This is a genomic window from Poseidonibacter lekithochrous, from assembly GCF_018861145.1.
Lineage (GTDB): Bacteria > Campylobacterota > Campylobacteria > Campylobacterales > Arcobacteraceae > Poseidonibacter > Poseidonibacter lekithochrous_A.
Genome location: NZ_JAHKQT010000017.1, coordinates 1 through 24658 on the forward strand (window position 1 = coordinate 1; position 24658 = coordinate 24658).

The window sequence follows — 24658 nt, forward strand, 5'->3', positions numbered from 1 at the left end:
GATATATAGTTCATGGTTTTTGTTTCCTTTTAAAATGATATTTTTAAATTATGTGAATTATAACAAAAATAAAAAATTGATACAATCCAGATATTGCTAAATTATTCTTATTAATTAATGTGATATACTTCTTTTATTAAAAAATGTAACATTATAATAAGGCTAGATAATGATTGAAACAACACAACTATTACTTTTTATAGGAGCATCTTTTCTTTTATGTCTTGCACCTGGACCTGATAATATTTATGTATTAACACAAGGTATTACTAAGAGTAAAAAAGCTGCTATCGTAACAACTTTAGGACTATGTTCAGGATTAATCATCCATACAAGTGCCGCAGCATTAGGTATTTCTGTGATTTTTCAAACATCTGAAATGGCTTTTAATATTGTAAAGTATGCGGGAGCTGCTTATTTAATTTATATTGCATATCAAGCTTTTAAACATAGAAATGAAGTTTTAGATTTAACAGTTCAAAACTCAAGTAGTGAATTAAAAAAGCTTTTTGTAAAAGGATTTATTATGAATATTTTAAATCCTAAAGTTTCTATTTTCTTTTTAGCTTTTCTACCTCAGTTTGTAAATACGCAAGAGGGAAATGTACCAATGCAAATGATAATTTTAGGAATAATTTTTATGATTATGACAATTATTGTTTTTTCAAGTATTGGAATTGCTTCAAATATGTTAAGTTCTAAACTTTTAGAAAAGCCAAATATTGTAAAATATATGAATATATTAACATCTTTTGTTCTTTTAAGTTTAGGACTTAAATTAGCATTATCTCAAAGATAATGCTTCATTTTAATCAGTATTAATTTACCTCATCACTATAAACTGCAACATTAAAATCTTTTACTAGTCCATCTTCATCAACACAGTGTTTTTGAAAGAAGTCGGTAATATATTTTTTATTACAATGAAGTTCAAAAGCCTCTTTTGATTCCCAAATCTCATTAAAAACTATAGGAAAAGATTTTCCCATAGCATTTGGATGTGATATATGCTTTGTCACAATATATTGTACACAGCCATCTTCTCTTGTAGTTTTTGGCTCTAAAGCTTGAAGTACTTCTAATAACTCTTGTTCTTTATTTTCTTTTGCTTCAAATGAAGCTATACAATATATTTTTTTAGACATTATCTTACTTGACCTTTTCCATAAATTTTATATTTAAATGTTGTTAAATCACTAATTCCCATAGGACCACGTGAGTGAAGTTTATTTGTAGAAATACCAACTTCAGCACCTAAACCAAAAGCTCCACCATCAGTAAATCTTGTACTTGCATTTGCATATACACAAGCTGCATCGACATAATCTAAGAATTTATTTACAACAGTATAGTTTTCACTTAAAATTGATTCAGAATGCCCAGAACCATACAGAGCTATATGATCAATTGCTTCATCTACATTTTTAACTACTTTAATATTTAAAATATTTGCTAAGTATTCTGTATTGTAATCATCTTCTGTTGCAATCTTCACATCAATATATTTTGCTGTTTCTTCACACCCTTTCAATACCGTTTCATGTTCTGTAAATGCATCATATAATCCTGGAAGTATATATGCTGCAATTTCTTCATGTATTAAAAGTGTCTCCATTGCGTTACAAACACCTGGTCTTTGACATTTTGCATTAATTGCAATATCAATGATTTTATTATGAGCAGCATCTTTATCAACAAAAATATGACATAAACCTTTATCATGTTTAATTACTGGAACTGATGAGTTTTCACTAACATACTTAATTAATGCTTCTCCCCCACGAGGTACAATTAAATCAACATATTTATCTTGTTTAATTAAATTAGCAACTCCTTCTCTTGTATAATCAGGTAATAATGAAATGGCTTGTTCTGGTAGCTTATTTGCTTCTAATACTTGTTTTAAAACATTAGCAATTGCTTTATTTGAATAAGCAGCCTCTTTTCCACCTTTTAAAACACAAACATTTCCACTTTTAAAACAAAGGGCTGCTGTATCACTTGTAACATTTGGACGGCTTTCATAAATAATACCAATTACACCAATTGGAACTGCTATTTTTTGGATATTTAATCCATCTTCTGTAATCCAACCCTCAAGAGTTTTTCCAACTGGCTCTTTTTGATCAGCGATTTGTCTTATAGCTAAAGCCATATCTTCAACTCTTTGTTGTGTTAATAATAATCTATCAAGTAAGGCATTACTTAGATTATTTAATGTTCCTTCACTCATATCTTTATTGTTATGTTCTAATATATAATCGCTGTGTGCTATTAAAGCGTCTGCCATTTCTCTTAAAACTCTATTTTTTGTATGAGTATCTAGGTTTGCAATAGTTCGGCTAGTTTTTTTTGCCTCTTCTAAAAATTTCTGCATTTATTTATCCTATACTTTATTTAATTAGTGTAATTATAGCGAATTTATTTTAATTGAGAATTTAGAGTTTTATTGATTTTAATATAAAGAGAAAAACTCTTTATATTTTTACTACATAACGTCCTACTGCTTTTCCAGCAAGTAATAGTTCATATGCATCTTTAATTTCTTCTAGTGATATTTCATTTGTAATATTATCTAATGTATTTATTTTCCATTTACTAGCAATCTTTTCCCAAGCAGCTTGTTTCTTTTCAAGTTTACACTCAACTGAATCAATACCAATTAATCTTACACCTCTTAAAATAAAAGGAAATACAGTTGTATTTAATTCATGAGATGATGTAAGGCCACAACAAGTTACTACACCATCATATTTTATATATTTTAATGCATTTGCTAAAATCTCTCCACCAACTGTATCAATTACACCTGCATATCTTTCACTCATCATTGGTTTTTTTGATTCTTCATTAAATTTATCTCGAGGTATTACTTCTGCTGCTCCAATATTTTCTAAATAATATGTTTTTTCTCTTTTTCCAGAAATAGCTACTACTGTAAATCCAATTTTATTTAGTATTGAAACGGCGATAGAACCTACTCCACCCGTAGCACCAGTTACTAAAACTTCTCCTCCTTCAGGTGTTACGCCATTTTCTATTAGTTCATTTACACTTAAAGCTGCTGTTAATCCAGCTGTTCCAAATGTCATAATTTCTTTATCACTAATTGCATCTGGAATTCTAGCTACCCAAGAACTAGGTACTTTTACAAATTCGGCATGTCCACCATTTGTATTCATTCCCATATCATATCCTGTAACAAGTACCCTCTCCCCTACTTTAAATACATTACAATTTGATTCAGCTACTGTTCCTGCAACATCAATTCCAGTAATATGAGGAAAATTTCTTGTAACTCCTAGATTTCCTGCTGAACTTAATGCGTCTTTATAATTTAATGAAGAATAACTTACTTTTATTAGTACTTCATTTTCACCACATTTTGGTATTGCTACTTCTTTTATATCAGATTTAAATTCTCTATCAGCTATTTTTTCTACTACATATGCTTTCATTTTAATTCCTTTAGTGATATTTATTTATATCAAAACTTTAGCTAAAATTCTTAAAAAGAACAAGAACTTACTTTTTAGAAATGTACTATCTAGAAAGATACTATAGAGTTAATTATGATAAAAAAGAAGATAAATGAGCCATATGTTTATTCATAGTTTTTTCTTTTTAGTAAAAAATAGATAATTATACTAATTCCTGATGAAGATAAAATGACTGACATTATCATAATCTGATATCTTACAGCAATTAAGGGGTCAACTCCTGAAAGTATTTGTCCTGTCATCATACCTGGTAATGATACAAGTCCTACTGCTAATAAAGAGTTGATTTGAGGAATCATACTTGCTTTAAAAGATATAGCTCTAGATTGAATAAAATTTTTATTTTTGGTGTATTCCATTTCAAAGCGTTCAATTCCTAAAGATAGGCTATTCATTATATTTGCAAATAACATTCCTGCTATTGGTATTACATACTGTGGTATGTAAATATTTTCTAATTTTAATACAAATAGTATTATAATAACAAGGTGAAGAAGTCCTGAGATTCCAAGAGAAATAAATATTAATAAGTATTCGTATTTTGATTTGTTTTTTATATTTCTTCTTGCTATATATGTAGAGACTAACATCATAAATATTAGTATAAAAACTCCAAGTAAATAGTTTTTATTATCAAAAATATAAAGTAGAATATAACCAATTAGAAGTAGTTGGACAATCATTCTTATAGTTGAATTTATTATTTCGTAGCTATTTTTAACCCATGATTTATAAAAATACCAAACAATAATTAATGGTAATACTAAATATAAAAGATTATAAAGCTCTATTGTTTTCATGATTTTTTAATACCTTAGTTATAGTTTACAACTAAGGTATTATATCTTATGTTAAGAATTAAGTAAGTCTTTTAAACTATCTTGTGGACTTTTACCCTCAAGTATTAGTTTAACTTCATTTGCAATGGGTGTATAAATATCATGTTCTTTTGAAAGTTTTGATATTGCTTCTGATGTTTTAACACCTTCTGCTACTTCCCCTAATTCTTCAAGAATTTCATCTAACTTTTTATTTTTTGCAAGACCTAAGCCTACTCTATAGTTTCTACTCATTGGAGAACTAGCTGTCAAAAATAAATCTCCAGCACCACTTAATCCTAAAAATGTTGCTTCTTGAGCTCCAAATTTTTTACCAAATCTATGCATTTCTACTAAGCCTCTTGATATTAAAGAAGCCTGTGCATTTTTTCCTAAATGTAAACCTTCACAAATTCCACTTGCTATTGCTAATACGTTCTTATATGCACCTGCAACTTCTGCACCAATTACATCACTACTATAATAAGTTTTTATAAATGTAGGAAAGAAAGGACTAAACTCATCATATAACTTCTTTGAAGTTGAATTTAATACTAAAGCACAAGGTAATCCTTGAATTACTTCAGCTGCAAAAGAAGGCCCTGAAATAAAGCCAATATTAGAAGATGGAACATAGTCTGCATAAATTTCATTTAAGAACTCACCTGTATTTGCTTCAATACCTTTTGAAGCTACTAAGACTTTTTGGTTTTTAAATATAAAGTTTTCTTTTAACCATAATTTTAATTGCTGTGCAGGGATTGCTATGATTAAATAATCACAATTAAGTGCAGTATCTAAATCTATAAAGTTTTTAATATCTCTAGGAGTTCTTGAAGTTATGAAAGTTTTTTGATTTTGTGATAATGCATAATGAAGTGCTTGCCCCCATTTACCAGCTCCAATTACTGCGATTGTAGGTTTTATTGTCATTTTCAAGCCTTTGATTCTATAGGTATTTGTAGTAATAAAACCCATTTTATATGGGCTTTATTTTTTGTTTATGAAAGTCTTTGTTTTAGTAATTCATTTACTTTAGCAGGATTTGCAGTACCTTTAGAAGCTTTCATAGTTTGACCTACAAAGAATCCAAATAGTTTATCTTTACCAGCTTTATATTGCTCTACTTTATCTTCATTTGCTGCAATTATACCATCAATTATTTCTAAAATAGCACCATCATCTGATACTTGTTTTAATCCAAGTTTATCAATTGCAGCATCTACTTCTACATCATTTTGCATTAGGTAATCAAGTACTTCTTTAGCAGCTTTTCCTGAAATTGTTCCATCTTCAATCGATTTTACAACTTGTGCTAATTTTTTAGCTTGAACTGGTGAAGTTTCTAATGTAATACCTTCAATTAATCTTGATGCTAATTCTACAGTTAACCAAGTAACTGCATTTTTACCACTAATTCCTTCTTTCATCATTTCATCAAAAAAGTTTGCCGTTTCAAGTGAAGCAGTTATAACTGATGCATCATACTCTTTGATTCCAAAATCTTTTACAAATCTTTCTTTTTTCTCATCTGGTAGTTCAGGAATTTGTGAGTATTTCTCAAACATCTCATCTGTAACAACTACAGGTAAAAGATCAGGATCTGGGAAATATCTGTAATCAGCAGCGTCTTCTTTCCCTCTCATTGATCTAGTCTCACCTGTATCAGCATCAAAAAGTCTAGTTTCTTGAACTATCTCAGTTGAATGAATACCATCTTCCCATGCTTCAATATGTCTATTTACTTCATAATGAATTGCTTTTTCAATAAATTTAAATGAGTTCATATTTTTAATTTCACATCTTGTATTAAGGTTTGTATCCCCTTTTGGACGAATAGAAACATTAACATCAGCTCTAAATGAACCTTCTTGCATATTGGCATCTGAAATACCTAAATATCGTACAATTGAATGAAGTTTTTTAAGGTATAAAATAGCTTCCTCTGCAGTTCTCATATCTGGTTCAGATACGATTTCAAGAAGTGGTGTTCCTGTTCTATTTAAATCTACTAAAGACTCATTTGCTGCATGTTTACTTTTACCTGCATCGTTTTCTAAGTGAGCTCGTGTTACTCCTATAGTTTTTTGACTTCCATCTGGAAAATCAATTACTAATTCACCAAGTCCTACAATTGGTACTTCAAATTGTGATATTTGGTATCCATTTGGTAAATCTGGATAGAAGTAGTTTTTTCTATTAAAAATAGATTTTCTACTTATCTCTGATTTTAATGCAGTTCCTAACATAATAGATTTATGAACAGCTTCTTTATTTAATACAGGAAGTGCTCCTGGTAATCCTAAACAAGTTGGACACACATTTGTATTTGGTTCTTCTCCAAAACTTGTTGCACAAGAACAAAATAGTTTAGATTTCGTATTTAATTGTACGTGAACTTCTAAACCTATAATTACTTCAAACATCTATTTCCTTTCTATCTTATTATTTTTATATCAGCTGTTAATTTTTGTTTTTCAAAAAAATCTTTTAAATATTTTTTTTCTCTTAATGCCATTACTTCATTAAATACTTTATTTTTTACAACTTCAAAATCTAAAATATCAGTACCTTCTTTTTTAAGAATAAAAAGTGCATTGTACATTTTATTTGAAGTAAAAACTGGTGTAAAGCTATTTTCATCTGTATTATTTAGAAGATATTGCATTTGTGGATCTAATTGTTTAACTTCAAGAGTTAAAGGATTTCTTTGAACATCTTGAGGTACTAATAAAGGACTTTTAATCACTGCTAATAAAGATGATTTTTTATCTGTTAGATATTGTACAACTTCAACAGTTTTTGCAGTTGTATAGTCCTTTTTATTGTTTTCATAATGTATTTGTAAATCTTCTTCAGTTGCTATTTTTAACTGACCTTGTACTAATTTCTTTATTAGTTTTTGTCTTGTAACTACATTTTTTGTTTCTTCTTCAAATACAGAATAATCTGGATATTTTTGTCTTACAATTGATTTAAAAGCGAAAACATCCATATTATTAGATTTTGCTAGTTTCTCAACATAATCATTGACATCGAAAATATCAGCTGTTACATTATTCTTTTGAAGCAGTTGCTCATATAAAATTTTATCAACAAGTAAGCTTACTGCTTGGTTTTTGTCAATTTTTTTTGCAACCATTAATTGGTCAATATCATATAGAGTAATTGGATCATCATTTACAGTAAGTGCAACACCATTGATTACACCAGCAAATGATATACTTGAACATAGTAGTAATGTTAAAAATAATTTATACATTATAATTCCTTCATTTATTAAAACAGACATTTTACCGAAAAAATGGTAAATATCTGTTTTGGCTAAAAAAGAATTAAATATTTTTAGCTTTTGTACACTTGTTTATTAAGTAAAAAATTGAATTATAATCTAACCCAGAATGCTCAGACAATCCTATTTCACAAGTCTTTGAAGTTGAAAATGCATATTTTGCATTTTTAATACTTTTAGGTAAATCTCTTAATGCAGATTCATTTAGCTCAGGAAAATTAAATCCTCTATCTCCCGCAAACCCACAACATTTTACATCTGCTGGAACTATAACTTCTTTTGAACACATTGAAGCTAAAGTTTTAAACTTATCTTCAAGACCCATTTTTCTTGAACTACATGTTGTATGAATTGTAATTGCTTCATCAATTGGTGTAAATTCTAAGTCTTTTGATAAATAATCTAAGGCAAATTCAATTGGTTCATAAAGTTTTATATTGCTTTTGAATTTTTCAATCATTGTTTTTGTACAAGGACTCATATCACATAATACTGGATATTCACCATTATTTGTAGCTTTAATTAAGGCCTTTTCAAGTTGTGTAGATTTAGTATTTCCAGCTTCATTAAACCCTTTTGATGAAAATGGCATTCCACAACATAAATTTGGTAAATCTTCTGGGAAGATTATTTGGTAACCAGCTTTTTGCAATAATTCAACAGTTACATCAAATAATTGTTTTTCTTCAACACTTATATCGCTCAATCCCATTGATCTATTTATACATGAGGGGAAATAAACTACTTTTTTATCTGAAACTTTTTGTTCAAAATTAGTATTTATAGTTGTTGGTTTTGGCAAGTTTGCATCCCATTTTGTAATTTTGCCTTTTGAAAATTCTCTCATTGTTGAAGTCACTGTTTCCATACTAGCTGTTCCTAAAAACTTATGAACTACATTTGCACTTCCTAAACCAAATCTCATTCCTTTTAATGTTAGAGCGAAGTTATTTGCTACAAAGTTTGCAACTTTTTTAGCATTTGGACTTATTTGTTCTGCTCTTAAGTGTTTAGTTAAGTTTCCCGTATCAATATTAACAGGACATGAAGATGAACACAAAGAACATGTAGCACAAGTTTCAATTCCATCATATTGATATAGGTCTCTATACTCTTTAGCTTCAACTTCTCGTCCAAGTCTTTCTAGTCTTGATATTTCTCTATTTATAACAATTCTTTGTCTTGGTGTTAAAGTAAGGTCATTTGATGGACATGATGGTTCACAAAAACCACACTCTATACACTTATCAACTATTTCATTAGTTGCAGGCATTGATTTTAAATTTTTAAGATGAGCTTGGGCATCATCATTTATAATTACACCAGGGTTTAATAAGCCTTTTGGATCAAATAATGTTTTGATCTTTTTCATCATTACATATGCATCATTCCCCCATTCAACTTCAATAAATGCAGCCATATTTCGTCCTGTTCCATGCTCTGCTTTTAAAGAACCTTGATATTTAACTGCAACAGAATGAACAACATCATTCATAAATTCATCATATCTTTTCACTTCTTTAGCATCTGAGAAATCTTGTGTAAATACAAAGTGGAAGTTTCCCTCTAAAGCATGTCCAAAGATTAATGCTTCAGTATAATTATGCTTTTTAAATAAATCTTGCAACTCTAAAGTTGCCTCTGCTAAGCACTCAATTGGATATGCAACATCTTCAATAATTACAGTTGTACCTGTTTCTCTCACTGCTCCAACAGCAGGGAATAAACCTTTTCTAATTTTCCAATATAAAGTATATTCTGCAATATTTTTTGTAAAATATAATTCTCTTTTTAGTGTAAATTCTTCTAAAAGTTTCTCTATTTGTGAAGTTTGAATATCAAGTGCTTCATTAGAAATGGCTCTTGTTTCAATTAATAAAGCAGTAACATTATCATCAAAATCTTTGATAAATTCTGGCATTGCTGGATCATTTTCAATACTTCTTAAAGCTGCTCTATCCATTAATTCAACTGCATCAACTGTGATAGTTTTTTCATCACGTGCAAGTTTTAATTTTGTAACAGCAGAACATGCCTCTTCAATATTGTTAAAGTAAATTAATGCACTTGCTTTATCTTTTAAATCTTCAACTGTATAATATGTGATTTCCTCAATAAAGGCTAAAGTTCCTTCACTTCCTATAATTAAATGCTCTAAAATTTCAAACTCATCTTGAAAATCAATTAAGGCATTTAGAGAGTAACCACATGTATTTTTAATTTTAAATTTTCTTTGAATTTTTGCACGTAATTCTTCATTTTTTACTGTACTTTGTGCAAACTCTTTTAAATCTTTTAAGAATTGCCCATGACTAATTTTAAATGCATTTTTGCTTATTTCACATGATGTATCTAACTTTGTTCCATCTGCAAAAATTAATTTCATTGATTTTAAAGTTTTATAAGAATTTTGTGAAATACCACAACACATACCTGATGCATTATTTGCGGCAATTCCACCAATCATAGCGGCATTAATACTAGCTGGATCTGGACCAATTTTCTTTGAATAAGGAGATAATAAATTGTTTACTTGTTGACCTGTAAGTGCTGGTTGTAGTGAGATATAACTCTTATCCTCTGATATTTTAAAGTCTGTAAATTTTCTTGATGTTACTATTAAAATTGAATCACTTATAGCTTGTCCAGAAAGTGATGTTCCAGCTGCTCTAAAAGTGATACTTAATTCTAATTCATTTGATAATTCTATAATATCTTGAACTTCTTTTGCCTTATCAGTTTTGATTACAATTTTTGGAATTAATCTATAAAATGAAGCATCTGTTCCATAAGCTAAAGTATGTAACTTATCTGTAAAAATATTCTCTACTGGAATTTTTTTTGAAATTTGATTATAAAAATCTAGGTATTTGCTATCTAACATTTTGAGTCCTTTTATTTTTTCATTATATTTTGTTTTATATTATTTTAAAAAAGGATGCTTCTTACTCTAGTCGTGGAACTGTATATATTCTTTGTTGAGGATCGTATATAAAAGCAAACATTTTATCTTTGCTTTTATATACAATATTTGTGGGTAGTTTTTTTATTAATAAATTCATAGGATATTTCCCTTTTTAAGTAAAAGGGAAACCCCTTTTACTTTTAAATACTATTCTTAAAGGCTTGGATTAATTCCAAAGAATTCTGGATAGAAAGCAATTAACATTAAGACTACAATTTGAATTGCAATAAATGGTAATACACCTTTATAAATTTGAATAGTTCTTACAGTTGAAGGAACTACCCCTTTTAAATAGAAAAGGGAGAATCCAAACGGTGGCGTTAAGAATGACGTTTGTAAGTTCATTGCAATTAAAATAGCAAACCAAACAGGATTGATATCTAAGTTCATTGCAATTGGAACTAAAATTGGAACAATAATATATGAAATCTCAACAAAGTCAATAAAGAATCCTAATACAAGAATTGCTAACATTGTAAAGATAATGAATCCCCATTTCTCATCACCTGGTAAACTCATCATAAAGTGTTCAACTATTTCATCTCCACCAGTATAAGTAAATACCATTGAGAATGCAGTTGCACCAATTAAGATACCAAATACCATAGATGTAATTTTAACAGATTCTAGTGATGCTTCTTTAATCATTCCAATTGAAAATGTTCTATATAAAATAGCTAATCCAACTGCTCCTAAACACCCTACTGCTGATGATTCAGTTGGTGTTGCAACACCTGCAAAAATTGAACCAAGTACTAATAAAATTAATGTAAGTGAAGGAATAATATCGATTAAAGCTCGTACAACTTGTTTACCTTTTGAACCACGTGATGCATCTGCTGGAATTGCAGGAGCCATATCTTTATTAAAAAATGATATTATAACTATATATAATATATATGCACCAACAAGTGCAAGTCCTGGTCCAATTGCAGCTTTGAATAAATCTCCAACAGGAACTTGAAATACATCTCCTAAGATAATTAAAACAATTGAAGGCGGAATAATTTGCCCCAGTGTTCCAGAAGCACAAATTGTACCACATGCTAAGGGTACGTTATAATTGTATTTCATCATAACTGGAAGTGAGATTACACCCATTGCAACAACAGAAGCACCAACAACACCAGTTGAAGCTGCAAGTAATGCACCAACTAGTACAGTTGAAATGGCAACTCCACCTCTAATTTCACCAAATAAGAATCCCATAGATTCTAAAAGTCTTTCCGCTAAACCTGTTTTTTGTAAAACAATACCCATGAAAATAAACATAGGAACTGCCATTAAAATTGTATTTTGCATTATTGACATAATTCTAAATGGCATAAAGTCAAACATTAGTAGACCTTCTTCAAAACCATCTATTAAAGCTACATCAATACCATCATCAAAACCAATTTCGATAATACCAGCAATAATACCAAATAAAACAGATACCGCTGCAAATGTAAATGCTACAGGAAAACCAAATAGTAGCATTATCAGCGCAGCAAAAAACATTACTATACCAACCATTATTTATCTCCCTTATGTAATCTTTCTTCAGATTTATGTACATCATTTACGATGATATCAATTTCACCATTTACCATATGAGGAGCAACTGGATGAAGTCCTTTAAATACATTTAAATTTTTGATAAAAAATCCAATTGATGTAATTATAAGTAAGAAAAATGATAAAGGGATAAGTGATTTTACTAACCATCTGTTTGTTAATCCCCCTGGATCTCCACTTTGTTCATTTGATTGATAAGCTTCTATAACATAATCTATAGAACCAAAACCAATTAGTAAAGCAATAGGTAAAATAAAGAATACAACACCAAGCATATTAATAATTGCTTTTCTCTTATCGCTTAATGTATCGTATATTAAATCCACTCTAACGTGACCATCTTCTTTTAATGTATATGAGATACCTAAAAGTATAATAACAGAAAACAAGTGCCATTCCATCTCTTGCATAGCAATACTTCCTGATCTAAAGAAGTATCTCATAATTACATCATAAAATACGTTTAATATCATAAGTACCATTACTATTGCAGTAATATATCCTATGATATTGGCAAATTTATCAAAACCTTTTTCTAGTTTTAACAGCATAAAAATCCTTTTGAAGTTCAATAAGTCGAATAAATATAATCAAGTTATATATTTATAACACTTATTTTTAAATTATAGAGTGATTTAACCCCCCCCCACATGGAGGGTTAAATTTTCGACATTATAGTATATTTCTTATAAGTTGTCTTTTAAGTATAAGTAATCAGACATTTTAGTCCATTCTCTAGCTTTCTTTTGGTAAGCAGCTTGTGAATCTAAAATTTCTTTTAATAATGGTTGATTTTTAGTTTTTTCAACAATTAATTCTTTGTTTGTTTTCTTTAAAGCATCCATAACTTTTTTTGGAAAAGTTTTAACTTTAATATTTGGATTTTCTTTTTCCATTTTTGCCCATGCTTCAGAACTCATGTGGTAATTTTGAATATACATATCATATGCAGACACTCTCATAGCTGTAATTAAGATTGTCTGTAAATTTTTTGGTAATTTGTTAAATTTTCTTTCATTAACAAGATATTGTAAATCTAAACCTGGTTCGTGCCATCCAGTGTAATAGTATGGAGCAATTTTATTGAATCCCATTTTGATGTCCATTCCAGGGCCAACCCATTCAAGTGCATCAATAGTACCTCTCTCAAGTGATGTATATAATTCACCTGGAGCAATATTTGTAACTGAAAGACCTAATTTTGCCATGATTTCACCTGCAAATCCAGGGATTCTCATTTTAAGACCTTTTAGATCATCAACAGAATTAATTTCTTTTCTGAACCATCCACCCATTTGGTTTCCAGTACTTCCCCCAGGGAATGATAAAACTTTATGTTTTTTGTAAACTTTTTTCATTAAATCCATACCACCACCATGGTAGAACCATGCATATTGTTCAGGTGTAGTCATACCAAATGGCATTGTACTAAATGGCATAGTGTTTATATCTTTACCTTTCCAATAATATGATGCTGAGTGACCCATATCATATTGACCACCTTTAACCATATCTAATACACCAAAGGCAGCTTTATGTTTATTAGAAGCGTCAACTCTAATTTGTAATTGTCCATTTGACATTTCTTCTACCATTTTTGCCATATTTGTTGGTGCATCAAAGAATGGGCTTAATGTTGAACCCCAAGTAGTAGCAAGCTTCCATTTGTAAACTTTATCTTTTGCCATTGCTGCTGTACTTAGTCCTGCAATTAGTGCAGAAGTAAGAAGTAGTTTTGTCGTTGTTTTTAACATCATCATTTTCTCCTTAGATTTGTTATTATTAATTCTAACTACTAGAAATGAAAATCATATGATATTTTCAATGATATTATGTAAATTTTACTTTGTTTTAAAAATATACCCAGTATCTACAACAGTTTGAATATAATCTTCAATTAAAGTCTTTCTTAGACGTCTTATTAAACTTCTAATTGATTCTAAAGAAGCAAACTTTCCTTCCCAAACGTAATTTTCAATTGCTTCATATGATAAAACTTGATTTCTTTTAGTTAAAAAGAGATTCATAAGTAGTCTTTCTTTTTTAGTAAGTCTTTGCTCTTTTTTATTTATTACAAGTAAAGATGATTTATAATCAAAGTGGCAATCTTTATCAAAATGAATTAAATCGTCTTGTATTTTGCACAATTTTTCTATTTTTATTTCTAACTCATCTATAAAAAATGGTTTTTTTAAATAATCATTACATCCAAAGTCATATGATTGTTTAATATCATCAAGTTCTACACTTGCAGATATTATAATTACAGGTATTTCATCATAATATTCTCTAATTTTTTTTAATATTTTAATTCCATCAATATTCGGGACATTTATATCTAAAATAAAACAGCTGAATCCATCACCAATTTTTTCAATTGCATCTGATCCATCTATACATGATTCAACTTTATAACCTTTTATCTTTAATCTTTTTGTAATTGTGTCATTTAATTTTTTATTATCTTCTAAAAGTAAAATCTTCATTTTTAAAGCCTTTTATGAGGTAATTTTATTGAGAATATTACCTTTTCATCATCATTACGTACAGTAATAGTTCCTCTCATCTTATCTTCTATAATTACCTTAGCCATATAAAGACCTAATCCCGTTCCATTTGTTTTTGTTGTAAAATATGGTTGAAAAATAGAATGTATAATCTGTTCATCTATCTTCCCTGCATCATCACTTATTTCAATTGTATTATAATTAACACATCTTTGAATAGTAATATCAATATTACCTTTTTGATTATCATCCAATTGTTTTTCAATGATTTTATTTTTTGCATTATTAATTAAGTTTAATAGTACTTGTTTAAACTCATTTTCATAACCGTAAATAAGAAGTTCTTCATTTTCATTTTTATAATTAAAACTCATTTTTATATTGGAGTAAAATACTTGTTTCCCTATTATTTCATTAATATCATTCAATGATTTTGAAATAGAAAATAGTCTTTTTTTTGTAGATGGTTTTAAAAAGTTTCTAAAATCATTTAATGTCCTAGACATATATTGAATTTGAACCATTGAATCTTTTACAAAATCATTTACTTCCATATCTTGTAATTCATTTAGTAAATATGAAGTTTGAATATCTTGAACTAATGCAGATAATTCTACTAATGGTTCATTCCATTGATGTGCAATTGCAGCTATCATATCACCCATTTCAGCTAGTTTACTTTGTTGTATTAAAAATTGTTTTTGTTGAACACGTTCTGTAATATCATCCATAATACAAACAATCCCACCAACTGTTCCATCAATATTTTTATAAACTGCTTTATTTAAAATAATATGTTTCATTTGATTTGTGACTGTATAAAAAGTGAATTCTGAAGTGGATGTAGAAAAAGTCTTTAGTAATTCTTTATCAATAATTGTATTTTTGGATGCTACTTCATTTGTAAAAAAGTCAAAGGCTGTTTTACCTATAACATTATTTCTTTCTTCATTTACTAAGTTTGCAAAAGCTAAGTTACATCCTAAAAACTTACCATCAATATTTTTATAATAAATAGGATTTGGGATAGTATCAAGTAGTACTTTATCAAACTCTAGTCTATTAGATAAGGCTAGTTCAACTTTTAATCTTCTTTGAATATTTGCTCTTAAAGTAATTACAATAATACTTAAAACCATAATAATAACTATGGCTAAAATAAGAATTTTTGTTGCTTCTTTATATTGTGAGCTTGGTTCATTTATTATAATATAATCATCAAGATGTTTTGTAAGATCTATATTAAATCTCTCAAGTTCATTGTTATCAAAGATGTATTCATTTGGAGATTTATCTATGATTGGTATTTCAGATATTTTTTTACCTTTTAAAAGATCAATAGCCATCTTTGAAACAGCTTCACCTTGTCCTATTGCAGAAGTTAATAATCCTCCAACCATTCCATTATTTAAATAAAAATCCCAAAGACCATAAATAGGTACATTACTAACTTTTCTTATTTCTCTAAACCCTTGTTTATAGGTAAAATACTTTCCTGTCGTATCTTTAAATAACAATACAAATAAAATTGCTGTGTCATCTCCTAGTGTTGAAACTTTTTTTGTAATTTCATTTATTTCTAGGTTATCAATATATTCTATTTCAAACTCTTTTTTATACTTTTTAATAATTGGTCTTAAGTCTCTTTTTACAGCATAACCTGTTCTAGAAGTATCATTTATGATGAGTAGTTTTTTTAAGTTTGGATGTAAGTCTTTTATTAGTTCAAAGTTTTTTTCTAAGTCTACTTGTTCAACAACACCTGTCATATATTTTTTCATATAATTTTGTTCTAAAAAAGCTTTATCAAAATTATTTATTCCACAAAAAAGAATAGGCAAATTTTCAAATAAATAAGTATGATAATTAATAACAAATTCAAAGGCATTGTTATCACTAACAATTACTAAGTCAAAGTTTCTTTTTTTGAATTGTTGTTTATAAAGTCTTGCTAATTGATCAATATAGCTAGGATCTGCAACCCTCTTTGTATCCATGTATACAGTGGTTAATTCAATATTCTCAGAACCTATTGATTCTTCAAAATTCTTTTCGATAGTTTTAGAAATATCATCACTCCAAATATATCCTTTATGATACGAGTGAAGTAATAATACTTCTTTTGGTTTATTTGCAAAAAGAAATGTAATAAAAAGTAAGCTAAATAGTATTATTTTTTTCATATAAATCCTCTATTTAGCCATTATATCAAGATTTAGTAAAAATTACATAACCAGATTTTGGTCCATGTGCTCCAATAACTAAAGATTGTTCAATATCTGCAGTTTTTGAAGGACCTGAAATAAATACTCCATAACCACCATTTTCGAAATTTATTTTCTCATATGCTTGATGCATATTTGAAACAATTTCTTTTTCATCAATTACTATTACAATATTTTGTGCAATAAAATATAAAGATCTATGTCTATTATCTTCATTTCTCATCCAAATAGCACCATTTTCTGCAACAGCAAAATTTCCTTTTACTACAGCTACATCAATATTTCTTAGATTATGAGGATCTTCTTCTTTATTTGAATCGAAGTTTCCTAAAGTAAAACCTTCCACATTTGAAGATATTATTTTCTCATCTTTATATAGATTTTGTACTGTTTTATCTAAGTCTTTTTTATCAATTTTTAAAGCTTTTCCCCCTACACTTTCAATCATAGTAGAAAACTTTTCAAACTTATCTTCAAAAGTTATCCCAAAGTTTTCATAAGAAGGTAGTTCACTATCTATAACTACATTATTCTTTTTGATGTTTTCTAATATTTTTTCTTTACTAGTCATCTAAATCTCCTTGTTCAAACATTTCTTTAAAACTTTTCTCTGCCATTTTTGGCATATCTCTTTGTTTTCCCCATGCATTAGCTTTATTATAAACAAGTGAATTAGGAAGTTTTGGTACAATTTTTCTAGCCATTTTTCCTGCAAAATCAAATAGTTTGGGTTTTGTCATTAACCATGCAGTTACTTTCATAGCCATTTTCTTTTTTGAATCAATTAAATTCATTTCACTTAAGTCTTGTCTTCTTGCATAAAGTTGTGAATCTAAATCAATTTTTACAGGACATACATTTGTACATGAACCACATAAAGTACAAGCAAATGGTAAAGTATTGTGTTTTTCAGGCTCTTTTACAGATCCTAAAATTGAACCAATTGGTCCAGGAATTACATATTCATAAGAGTGACCACCACTTCTTCTATAAACAGGACATGTATTCATACAAGCACCACATCTAATACAGTTTAATGCTTTTTTATATTTTTCTGAACTTAAAAATTCACTTCTTTTATTATCAACAATAATAATATGCATTTCTCCGTTTTCAATACTCCCATGAAAATGCGAAGTATAAGAGGTAATCGGTTGCCCTGTTGCAGATCTTGCGAGTAATCTTGTAAATACTGATAAATCTTTTAACCTAGGAATTATTTTTTCAATCCCCATTGAAGCAATATGAAGTTTGGGTACAGAAGCTCCCATATCAGCATTCCCTTCATTTGTACAAACTACAACCCCTCCAGTTTGGGCAATTGCAAAGTTTACACCTGTCATTCCTGCTTGTGCACTTAGAAAATCATTTCTTAAACTAGCTCGTGCAGCACGTGTAAGATATGTAGGATCATCGTTTCCTTTTTCTGTGCCTAAATGCTTATGAAAGGTATCAGATACATCCATTTTTTTCAAATGGATTGCTGGTAATACAATATGAGAAGGCGGTTCATTTCTTAATTGAACAATTCTTTCTCCTAAATCTGTATCAATAACTTCTATACCACGCTCTTCTAAATATGGATTTAAATGACACTCTTCTGTAAGCATAGATTTTGATTTAACTAATTTTGTTACTTTGTGTTCTTGAAGTATTTTATATGCAATTTCATTATGCTCTTTTGCATCACTAGCAAAATGTACTTTTATACCTTTTTTTATTGCATTTTCTTCAAATTCTAAAAGATATTTATCAAGATTTGCCATAGTATGTGATTTAATTTGTGCCGCAAGCTCTCGTAAATTTTCCCATTCAGGAATGGATTTAGAAGCTAAATCTCTTTTTTCACGAACAAACCATAATGCTTGATCATGCCAATGCATTCTCTCATCATTTGCAACAAATTCTTTTGCATTTTGTGCATGATTTGTACTCATAATTCTTCTCCTAATAGGATTTGAACAATATGTTTTACTTTTATTGGATTATTATTTCTATTTATAATCCCATCCATATGCATTAAGCAAGACATATCTGCACCTGTCATAATTTGGGCATTTGAATCTAAATGATCTTTTATTCTATCTTTTCCCATAGCAATTGAAATATCTTCTTCTTGTACTGAGAATGTTCCACCAAAGCCACAGCATTCATCTTCTCTTTTTAAAGTTACAAGTTCGATTTGAGGAACTTTTTGAAGTAAGTTTTTTAATTTAGAGTTATAAGGAACATTAAGTTCACTTGCCGTTGCAAGTTTTAAAACTCTATGCCCATGACATGAATTGTGTAAACCTACTTTATGAGCAAAAGGTTTATCAAAACTTAGGTTTTCAACTTTTACAATATCATGTAAAAATTCACATACTTCATAAATAGAGGCTTTTACCTTATTATAGTCTTTATCGTTATTAAAAAAAGGAGCATAATGCTCTTTTACCATTGAAACACATGAGCCACTAGGTGCAACAATATAATCATAATCTTTAAAAGTCTTTACAAATTGTTTTGCTAATACTTCAACATCTTTTGAGCATCCTGAGTTTGCCATTGGTTGACCACAACATGTTTGATTTAGAGGGTAATCAACATCTAAACCTTGTTGCTTTAGTATTTTATATGTCGATTTACAAATGTCTGGGTACAGTTCATTCATAAAACAGGGGATAAATAGACCTATTTTCATATAGACTCCTTTAAAACTAATTGAATAATCTTATAGTTTATATATGAAATAGGTATGATATTTTATTTTTTTAAAAAAAATGAAATATCATTTTCTAAGTAAGTATCTTCTATACTTATATTTGAACAGATACTTTTACAGAAACTAAGAACTATATTCATAGAAACATTACTTAATAAATCTTCTTTTAAAAAGTTAAAAATGAAACCTTTTTTAGAAGCTTTGTATGAACGTTTTATAAATGTTAAAACTTCTTTTTCATCTAAAGTATTCATAGCTCCACTACATATATAATAATCAGCAGCTGGAAGTTTATCTTCAAGAATATTTTTTAAAACAAATTTTGTATTTAAAAACCTTTTTGATGCGGGATCTATCATTTGTTCTTCGCAATCAATACCAATATATTCTTTTGGCTTCAAATCATTATCATATAAATAGTTATAATATTCACCAAAACCACAACCTGCATCTACAATTACATAGTCTTTTATATTATTTTTGATAAAGTTTGTTAATATTTCAAATCTTAAATATTGAGATTCTTCACAGTTCCAATGAACACCTCTTGCACTTATTCCATATCTTTTTATAACTCTTTTATAAAATTGAGTATTGTTTTTATATCCAATATTAGCCATAGATTAGCAATTACCAATTTGTTCTATTATTACATTATTATCTTTTAGAAATTTTGAGATTATTTCTGAATTAGTGTGTTCATAAGCTTTATCATATACTATTCTTTTTATTCCACTTGCGATTAAATTTTTTGAACACTCACTACAAGGTTCTAAAGTTACATATATTGTTGCTCCTTCTATACTTATACCTTTTCTTGCTGCCCAAATAATTGCATTCATCTCTGCATGAATTTCATAAGTTTTCGACCAATCATGATGATCTTTTGTATATTCTCCATTCCAATGATCACTACAGTTTGTAAATCCAGTTGGAGTTCCGTTGTAACCAGTAGAAAGTATTCTTCCATCTTTTACAATAACTGCACCTACTTGTTTTGATACACATTTTGAAGCACTTGCAATTTCTTTTGCAATATTTATAAATGTTTGCTCTTTTAACATTTCCGTGCCTTTATTAAATTTTTTGAAATTATAGCAAAAGATGGTTTGTATTGGTATTTAATGAAAATGAAGCTTGAAATTATTCTTGCTAACTTAAATTAAGCTTATTTATTTTTGTAAAAATAAAATTATAATTAAACTTGTGATAATATGTTGAAAATTTGAATAACATTAAAAAGGCTAACTATGGATTTTAAAGAAATCAAAGAATTAATAAGAGTATTTGATAAAAGTGAATTAAACAAATTAAAAGTTAAAGATGGTGAATTTGAAATATCTATGCAAACAGGATTTGAAGGTGGGACTGTTGTAACTTCTTCTACGCCTGTTGTTGCTGCACCTGTTGCTGTTACTGCATCTGAAACTACTACAGCAACTGCTGTTACTACTGCACCTGCTGCAACTTCTGGAATTACAATTGATTCTCCAATGGTAGGTACATATTATTCTTCACCATCACCTGAAGCCCCTACATTTATTAAAGTTGGAGATACAGTTAAAAAAGGTCAAACTCTATGTATTTTAGAAGCTATGAAAATTATGAATGAAGTTGAAGCAGAATTTGACTGTAAAATTATTGAAATGTTAGTAAAAGATGGTGATCCTGTTGAATTTGATATGCCTATTTTTACTGTAGAAAAAATTTAAGAGTAGCTTGATATGGCTGAAATAAAAAAAATACTAATTGCTAATAGAGGAGAAATAGTTCAACGAGCTATTCGAACTATTAGAGAAATGGGTAAAAAATCAGTAGCAGTTTATTCTGCTGGTGATAAAAATGCATCTTATTTAAAACATGCTGATGAAGCTGTTTGTATTGGTGGGGTTAAATCTGCTGATTCATATTTAAATATTCCTGCATTAATAACTGCTGCAGAAATGACAGGTTGTGATGCAATTTTTCCAGGTTATGGTTTCTTATCTGAAAACCAAGACTTTGTAGAAATTTGTAAACTTCATAATATTAAATTTATTGGTCCTTCTGTTGAAGTAATGGAAAAAATGGCTGATAAATCTAAAGCTAAAAATGAAATGATTAAAGCTGGAGTTCCTGTTGTACCTGGTTCTGATGGTGCAGTTCATTCATTAGAAGAAGGTAGAAAAGTTGCAGCTGAAATTGGATATCCAATTATGGCTAAAGCATCTGCTGGTGGTGGTGGAAGAGGAATGAGACTTGTTAATAAAGAAGAAGATTTTGATCAACTTTTTATGGCAGCCTCTTCTGAAGCACTTGCAGCTTTTGGTGATGGTACTATGTATTTAGAACGATTTATTAATAACCCAAGACATATTGAAGTTCAAGTTATTGGAGATTCTCACGGTAATGCTATTCATATAGGTGAGAGAGATTGTTCTTTACAAAGAAGACATCAAAAAGTTATTGAAGAATCACCAGCTATTTTATTAAATGATGAAACAAGAGCACACTTACATAAAGTTGCTGTTGATGCAACAAAATACCTTAAATACGAAGGTGCAGGAACTTTCGAATTCTTAGCAGATGATAAGCAAAATATTTACTTTATGGAAATGAATACAAGACTTCAAGTTGAGCATCCCGTTTCTGAAATGGTAAGTGGGATTGATATTATTGAGTTAATGATTAAAGTTGCTCAAGGTGAAGAATTACCACCTCAAGAAAAAATCAAATTTAGAGGTCATGCTATTGAAGTAAGAATTACAGCAGAAGATCCAAATTCATTTTTACCAAGTCCTGGAAAAGTAACACAATGGATGGTTCCTGGTGGAAGAAATGTAAGAGTAGATTCCCATCTTTACGCTGGATATGTTGTGCCTCCATATTATGATTCAATGGTTGGAAAGCTTATTGTTTGGGGAAGAGATAGAAATAAAGCTATTAATATTATGAAAAGAGCTTTAAATGAGTTTGAAGTTGAAGGAATTAGAACAACAATTCCTTTCCATAAAAAAATGATGGAAAATGAAGACTTTATAACAAATAATTACGACACAAAATACTTAGAAAACTACAAATCACTTGATGATATTTAAAGAAATAGGATTAATTCCTATTCCTTTAAAGCTTAAATTTATATTAAACTAGCTATAATCCGCAAAATTATACACATATATATACCCATTCAACTTTGATAATAAGACCTTCAAAGATTTACTTTTGATAATCTAACTAAATTTTACAAGATTAGAAGTACGTTATTCGTGCATTAATGGGATTAAATCCAACTTATATAAACGTGTGTATCAATTTTATAAATACATACTAAGGTAAAAAATGACTTTTAACGATTTTAATTTTAAAGAACAGTTACAAAAAGCAATCGACAACGCAGGCTTCAAAGAACCAAGTCCAATTCAACAAGAAGCAATTCCTATTGTTTTAGCAGGTAAAGATATGGTAGGACAAGCACATACAGGTACAGGTAAAACTGCTGCATTTGGACTTCCAGTTATTAACATGATGAAGGGACAAAAAGGCGTTGAAACTGTTGTTATTGTTCCTACAAGAGAACTTGCAATGCAAGTATCAGATGAATTATTTAGATTTGGTAAGAACTTAAACTTTAATACAGCTACTGTATATGGTGGACAATCTTATTCAATGCAATTAAGAAATATTGACAGAGCTTCAATTATTGTTGCTACTCCAGGTAGATTCTTAGATTTATTAAGAGGTGGAAAAATTAAAATTGATCCTTCTTATGTAATTTTAGATGAAGCTGATGAAATGCTTGATATGGGATTCTTAGATGATATTAAAGAAATCTTTACTTTCATGCCAAATGAAAGACAAACATTATTATTCTCAGCAACTATGCCTCAAGCTATCAAAAGACTTGCTCAAACAATTTTAAAAGAACCAGAATTTGTTACATTAACTAAAAAAGATGTAACTAATGCAATGATTAAACAAACATATTATGTTGTAGATGAAAGAGAAAGAGATGATGCTCTAATTAGATTATATGATTTCAAAAACCCTACAAAATCAATTATTTTCTGTCGCACAAAAAAAGAAGTTGATAGATTATCAACTTTCTTAGTTTCTCAAGGATTTATGGCTAAAGGTCTTCATGGTGATATGGAGCAAAGACAAAGAGAAGAATGTATTAGAGCATTTAAATCATCTAAATTAGAAATTTTAATTGCAACAGATGTAGCAGCACGTGGACTAGATGTAAATGATGTTTCTCACGTATTTAACTATCATTTACCATTTGATTCTGAATCTTATGTACATAGAATCGGAAGAACAGGAAGAGCAGGAAAAGAAGGTGCTGCAGTTTCAATTGTAACTCCTCATGAATTTAGAATGCTTCAAAAAATTGAAAAAAATATTGGTACTAAACTTGAAGGTAAGATAGTTCCAAATATTGATTCAGTAAAAGTAAAAAAAGTATCTAATTTAAAAGAAAAAATTAAAGAGCAAGATATTAAAGATTATGCTTTAGAATTAGTTGAAGAATTAAAAGAAGAATTTGATATTTCAACAATTGCATTTAAATTAGCTTCAATGGTTGCTTCTTCTACTTATGTAAAAGGTAACGACTCAATTGGTAAATCTGAAAGTGATATCAAAAGATTAATCGAAAACGCTCAAAGAGGCGGTGGAGATGATAGAGGACGTGGTGGACGAGGTGGTTCACGAGGTGGATACAGAGGTGGAAATCGAGGTGGTTCACGAGGCGGAAGATCTGGCGGTGGTAGATCTGATGGTCGTTCTGGTGGAAGATCTGATGGTAGATCAGGTGGTGGAAGATCTGACGGTCGTTCTGGTGGTAGATCAGAAGGTCGATCAGGCGATAGAAATAGAAGTAGAGATTAATCTCTCTTCTATTTTTAATACTTCTAAATTAACTTAATAAATAACTCAAAGCTTAATAAACTCCAAATAACTTCTTTTTACTCAATACTTTTACTTTTTACTCAATACTTTTACTTTTTACTATTTCATTTTTAATGGAAATATTTGAATTCATATAGAATAATATATAGTCTTTTATAATAAATTAAATAGATTATCTATAAATATATTAAGTATAATTA

22 protein-coding genes are annotated in these 24658 nt (G+C 28.9%); 4 read left to right on the forward strand and 18 right to left on the reverse strand.

Features of this window, described 5'->3' with window-relative positions; genetic code table 11:
• Positions 1–169: 169 nt before the first annotated feature.
• Positions 170–799: a LysE family translocator gene (locus KO488_RS05855; protein ID WP_216057863.1), complete on the forward strand. Its 630-nt coding sequence runs from the start codon at positions 170–172 to the stop codon at positions 797–799.
• Positions 800–818: 19 nt separating this feature from the next.
• Here the strand turns inward: KO488_RS05855 and KO488_RS05860 are convergent, their stop codons facing one another.
• The 18 genes from KO488_RS05860 to KO488_RS05945 form a co-directional block, all read right to left on the reverse strand.
• Entirely contained in the window at positions 819–1145 is a 327-nt protein-coding gene (locus KO488_RS05860; RefSeq protein WP_216057864.1) for a putative quinol monooxygenase, read from the reverse strand.
• Positions 1145–2377 carry a glutamate-5-semialdehyde dehydrogenase gene (locus tag KO488_RS05865; protein ID WP_216057865.1) on the reverse strand — a complete coding sequence of 411 codons (1233 nt, stop codon included), beginning with the start codon at positions 2375–2377 and terminating at the stop codon, positions 1145–1147. Before KO488_RS05865 ends, KO488_RS05860 begins: the two co-directional genes overlap by 1 nt.
• A gap of 100 nt (positions 2378–2477) precedes the next feature.
• Positions 2478–3458, reverse strand: a complete 981-nt coding sequence (locus KO488_RS05870; protein WP_216057866.1) for a YhdH/YhfP family quinone oxidoreductase — start codon at positions 3456–3458, stop codon at positions 2478–2480.
• 146 nt (positions 3459–3604) lie between these two features.
• Positions 3605–4300, reverse strand: coding sequence for an ABC transporter permease (locus KO488_RS05875; protein ID WP_216057867.1), 696 nt, complete (start codon positions 4298–4300; stop codon positions 3605–3607).
• Between the two features lie 51 nt (positions 4301–4351).
• Positions 4352–5251 carry an NAD(P)H-dependent glycerol-3-phosphate dehydrogenase gene (locus KO488_RS05880; protein ID WP_216057868.1) on the reverse strand — a complete coding sequence of 300 codons (900 nt, stop codon included), beginning with the start codon at positions 5249–5251 and terminating at the stop codon, positions 4352–4354.
• A gap of 68 nt (positions 5252–5319) precedes the next feature.
• Positions 5320–6744 carry an Asp-tRNA(Asn)/Glu-tRNA(Gln) amidotransferase subunit GatB gene (gatB, locus tag KO488_RS05885; RefSeq protein ID WP_216057869.1) on the reverse strand — a complete coding sequence of 475 codons (1425 nt, stop codon included), beginning with the start codon at positions 6742–6744 and terminating at the stop codon, positions 5320–5322.
• Between the two features lie 11 nt (positions 6745–6755).
• Positions 6756–7580 (reverse strand): peptidyl-prolyl cis-trans isomerase, encoded by an 825-nt coding sequence (locus KO488_RS05890; RefSeq protein WP_216057870.1) that lies wholly within the window; start codon positions 7578–7580, stop codon positions 6756–6758.
• Between the two features lie 73 nt (positions 7581–7653).
• On the reverse strand, positions 7654–10494 hold the full coding sequence (locus KO488_RS05895) for an FAD-binding and (Fe-S)-binding domain-containing protein (protein WP_216057871.1): 2841 nt from the start codon (positions 10492–10494) through the stop codon (positions 7654–7656).
• 234 nt (positions 10495–10728) lie between these two features.
• The gene (locus KO488_RS05900; RefSeq protein WP_216057872.1) at positions 10729–12090 is read right to left on the reverse strand and encodes a TRAP transporter large permease; all 1362 of its coding nucleotides are present in this window, start codon (positions 12088–12090) and stop codon (positions 10729–10731) included.
• Positions 12090–12683, reverse strand: coding sequence for a TRAP transporter small permease subunit (locus KO488_RS05905; protein WP_216057873.1), 594 nt, complete (start codon positions 12681–12683; stop codon positions 12090–12092). The genes KO488_RS05900 and KO488_RS05905 overlap by 1 nt, the downstream gene beginning before the upstream one ends.
• A gap of 135 nt (positions 12684–12818) precedes the next feature.
• Positions 12819–13886, reverse strand: a complete 1068-nt coding sequence (locus KO488_RS05910) for a TRAP transporter substrate-binding protein (RefSeq protein WP_216057874.1) — start codon at positions 13884–13886, stop codon at positions 12819–12821.
• An 87-nt stretch (positions 13887–13973) separates the two neighbouring features.
• The gene (locus KO488_RS05915) at positions 13974–14618 is read right to left on the reverse strand and encodes a response regulator transcription factor (RefSeq protein ID WP_216057875.1); all 645 of its coding nucleotides are present in this window, start codon (positions 14616–14618) and stop codon (positions 13974–13976) included.
• 2 nt (positions 14619–14620) lie between these two features.
• A complete protein-coding gene (locus KO488_RS05920; RefSeq protein WP_216057876.1) occupies positions 14621–16822 on the reverse strand; it encodes an ABC transporter substrate binding protein in 2202 nt (733 codons plus the stop codon).
• Between the two features lie 25 nt (positions 16823–16847).
• Complete coding sequence (locus KO488_RS05925; protein ID WP_216057877.1) at positions 16848–17435, reverse strand: LutC/YkgG family protein; 588 nt, start codon at positions 17433–17435, stop codon at positions 16848–16850.
• Complete coding sequence (locus KO488_RS05930; RefSeq protein WP_216057878.1) at positions 17428–18801, reverse strand: lactate utilization protein B; 1374 nt, start codon at positions 18799–18801, stop codon at positions 17428–17430. The genes KO488_RS05925 and KO488_RS05930 overlap by 8 nt, the downstream gene beginning before the upstream one ends.
• On the reverse strand, positions 18798–19547 hold the full coding sequence (locus tag KO488_RS05935; RefSeq protein ID WP_216057879.1) for a (Fe-S)-binding protein: 750 nt from the start codon (positions 19545–19547) through the stop codon (positions 18798–18800). The genes KO488_RS05930 and KO488_RS05935 overlap by 4 nt, the downstream gene beginning before the upstream one ends.
• Positions 19548–19609: 62 nt before the next feature.
• Positions 19610–20188 carry a class I SAM-dependent methyltransferase gene (locus tag KO488_RS05940; protein ID WP_228319042.1) on the reverse strand — a complete coding sequence of 193 codons (579 nt, stop codon included), beginning with the start codon at positions 20186–20188 and terminating at the stop codon, positions 19610–19612.
• Between the two features lie 3 nt (positions 20189–20191).
• Positions 20192–20632 (reverse strand): deoxycytidylate deaminase, encoded by a 441-nt coding sequence (locus KO488_RS05945; RefSeq protein WP_216057880.1) that lies wholly within the window; start codon positions 20630–20632, stop codon positions 20192–20194.
• Between the two features lie 186 nt (positions 20633–20818).
• Between KO488_RS05945 and accB the strand changes: the two genes are divergently transcribed.
• The 3 genes from accB (at position 20819) to KO488_RS05960 (ending at position 24437) form a co-directional block, all read left to right on the forward strand.
• Positions 20819–21280 (forward strand): acetyl-CoA carboxylase biotin carboxyl carrier protein, encoded by a 462-nt coding sequence (gene accB, locus KO488_RS05950; protein ID WP_216057881.1) that lies wholly within the window; start codon positions 20819–20821, stop codon positions 21278–21280.
• Between the two features lie 12 nt (positions 21281–21292).
• Positions 21293–22645 carry an acetyl-CoA carboxylase biotin carboxylase subunit gene (locus KO488_RS05955; protein WP_216057882.1) on the forward strand — a complete coding sequence of 451 codons (1353 nt, stop codon included), beginning with the start codon at positions 21293–21295 and terminating at the stop codon, positions 22643–22645.
• 241 nt (positions 22646–22886) lie between these two features.
• Complete coding sequence (locus KO488_RS05960; protein ID WP_216057883.1) at positions 22887–24437, forward strand: DEAD/DEAH box helicase; 1551 nt, start codon at positions 22887–22889, stop codon at positions 24435–24437.
• Positions 24438–24658: the final 221 nt, after the last annotated feature.

What these genes read in the sequence shown, in the direction of transcription:
- KO488_RS05855 (WP_216057863.1), top strand. Translation starts at nt 170, where the DNA reads ATGATTGAAACAACACAACTATTACTTTTTATAGGAGCATCTTTTCTT.
- KO488_RS05860 (WP_216057864.1), bottom strand. Translation starts at nt 1,145, where the DNA reads ATGTCTAAAAAAATATATTGTATAGCTTCATTTGAAGCAAAAGAAAAT.
- KO488_RS05865 (WP_216057865.1), bottom strand. Translation starts at nt 2,377, where the DNA reads ATGCAGAAATTTTTAGAAGAGGCAAAAAAAACTAGCCGAACTATTGCA.
- KO488_RS05870 (WP_216057866.1), bottom strand. Translation starts at nt 3,458, where the DNA reads ATGAAAGCATATGTAGTAGAAAAAATAGCTGATAGAGAATTTAAATCT.
- KO488_RS05875 (WP_216057867.1), bottom strand. Translation starts at nt 4,300, where the DNA reads ATGAAAACAATAGAGCTTTATAATCTTTTATATTTAGTATTACCATTA.
- KO488_RS05880 (WP_216057868.1), bottom strand. Translation starts at nt 5,251, where the DNA reads ATGACAATAAAACCTACAATCGCAGTAATTGGAGCTGGTAAATGGGGG.
- gatB (WP_216057869.1), bottom strand. Translation starts at nt 6,744, where the DNA reads ATGTTTGAAGTAATTATAGGTTTAGAAGTTCACGTACAATTAAATACG.
- KO488_RS05890 (WP_216057870.1), bottom strand. Translation starts at nt 7,580, where the DNA reads ATGTATAAATTATTTTTAACATTACTACTATGTTCAAGTATATCATTT.
- KO488_RS05895 (WP_216057871.1), bottom strand. Translation starts at nt 10,494, where the DNA reads ATGTTAGATAGCAAATACCTAGATTTTTATAATCAAATTTCAAAAAAA.
- KO488_RS05900 (WP_216057872.1), bottom strand. Translation starts at nt 12,090, where the DNA reads ATGGTTGGTATAGTAATGTTTTTTGCTGCGCTGATAATGCTACTATTT.
- KO488_RS05905 (WP_216057873.1), bottom strand. Translation starts at nt 12,683, where the DNA reads ATGCTGTTAAAACTAGAAAAAGGTTTTGATAAATTTGCCAATATCATA.
- KO488_RS05910 (WP_216057874.1), bottom strand. Translation starts at nt 13,886, where the DNA reads ATGTTAAAAACAACGACAAAACTACTTCTTACTTCTGCACTAATTGCA.
- KO488_RS05915 (WP_216057875.1), bottom strand. Translation starts at nt 14,618, where the DNA reads ATGAAGATTTTACTTTTAGAAGATAATAAAAAATTAAATGACACAATT.
- KO488_RS05920 (WP_216057876.1), bottom strand. Translation starts at nt 16,822, where the DNA reads ATGAAAAAAATAATACTATTTAGCTTACTTTTTATTACATTTCTTTTT.
- KO488_RS05925 (WP_216057877.1), bottom strand. Translation starts at nt 17,435, where the DNA reads ATGACTAGTAAAGAAAAAATATTAGAAAACATCAAAAAGAATAATGTA.
- KO488_RS05930 (WP_216057878.1), bottom strand. Translation starts at nt 18,801, where the DNA reads ATGAGTACAAATCATGCACAAAATGCAAAAGAATTTGTTGCAAATGAT.
- KO488_RS05935 (WP_216057879.1), bottom strand. Translation starts at nt 19,547, where the DNA reads ATGAAAATAGGTCTATTTATCCCCTGTTTTATGAATGAACTGTACCCA.
- KO488_RS05940 (WP_228319042.1), bottom strand. Translation starts at nt 20,188, where the DNA reads ATGGCTAATATTGGATATAAAAACAATACTCAATTTTATAAAAGAGTT.
- KO488_RS05945 (WP_216057880.1), bottom strand. Translation starts at nt 20,632, where the DNA reads ATGTTAAAAGAGCAAACATTTATAAATATTGCAAAAGAAATTGCAAGT.
- accB (WP_216057881.1), top strand. Translation starts at nt 20,819, where the DNA reads ATGGATTTTAAAGAAATCAAAGAATTAATAAGAGTATTTGATAAAAGT.
- KO488_RS05955 (WP_216057882.1), top strand. Translation starts at nt 21,293, where the DNA reads ATGGCTGAAATAAAAAAAATACTAATTGCTAATAGAGGAGAAATAGTT.
- KO488_RS05960 (WP_216057883.1), top strand. Translation starts at nt 22,887, where the DNA reads ATGACTTTTAACGATTTTAATTTTAAAGAACAGTTACAAAAAGCAATC.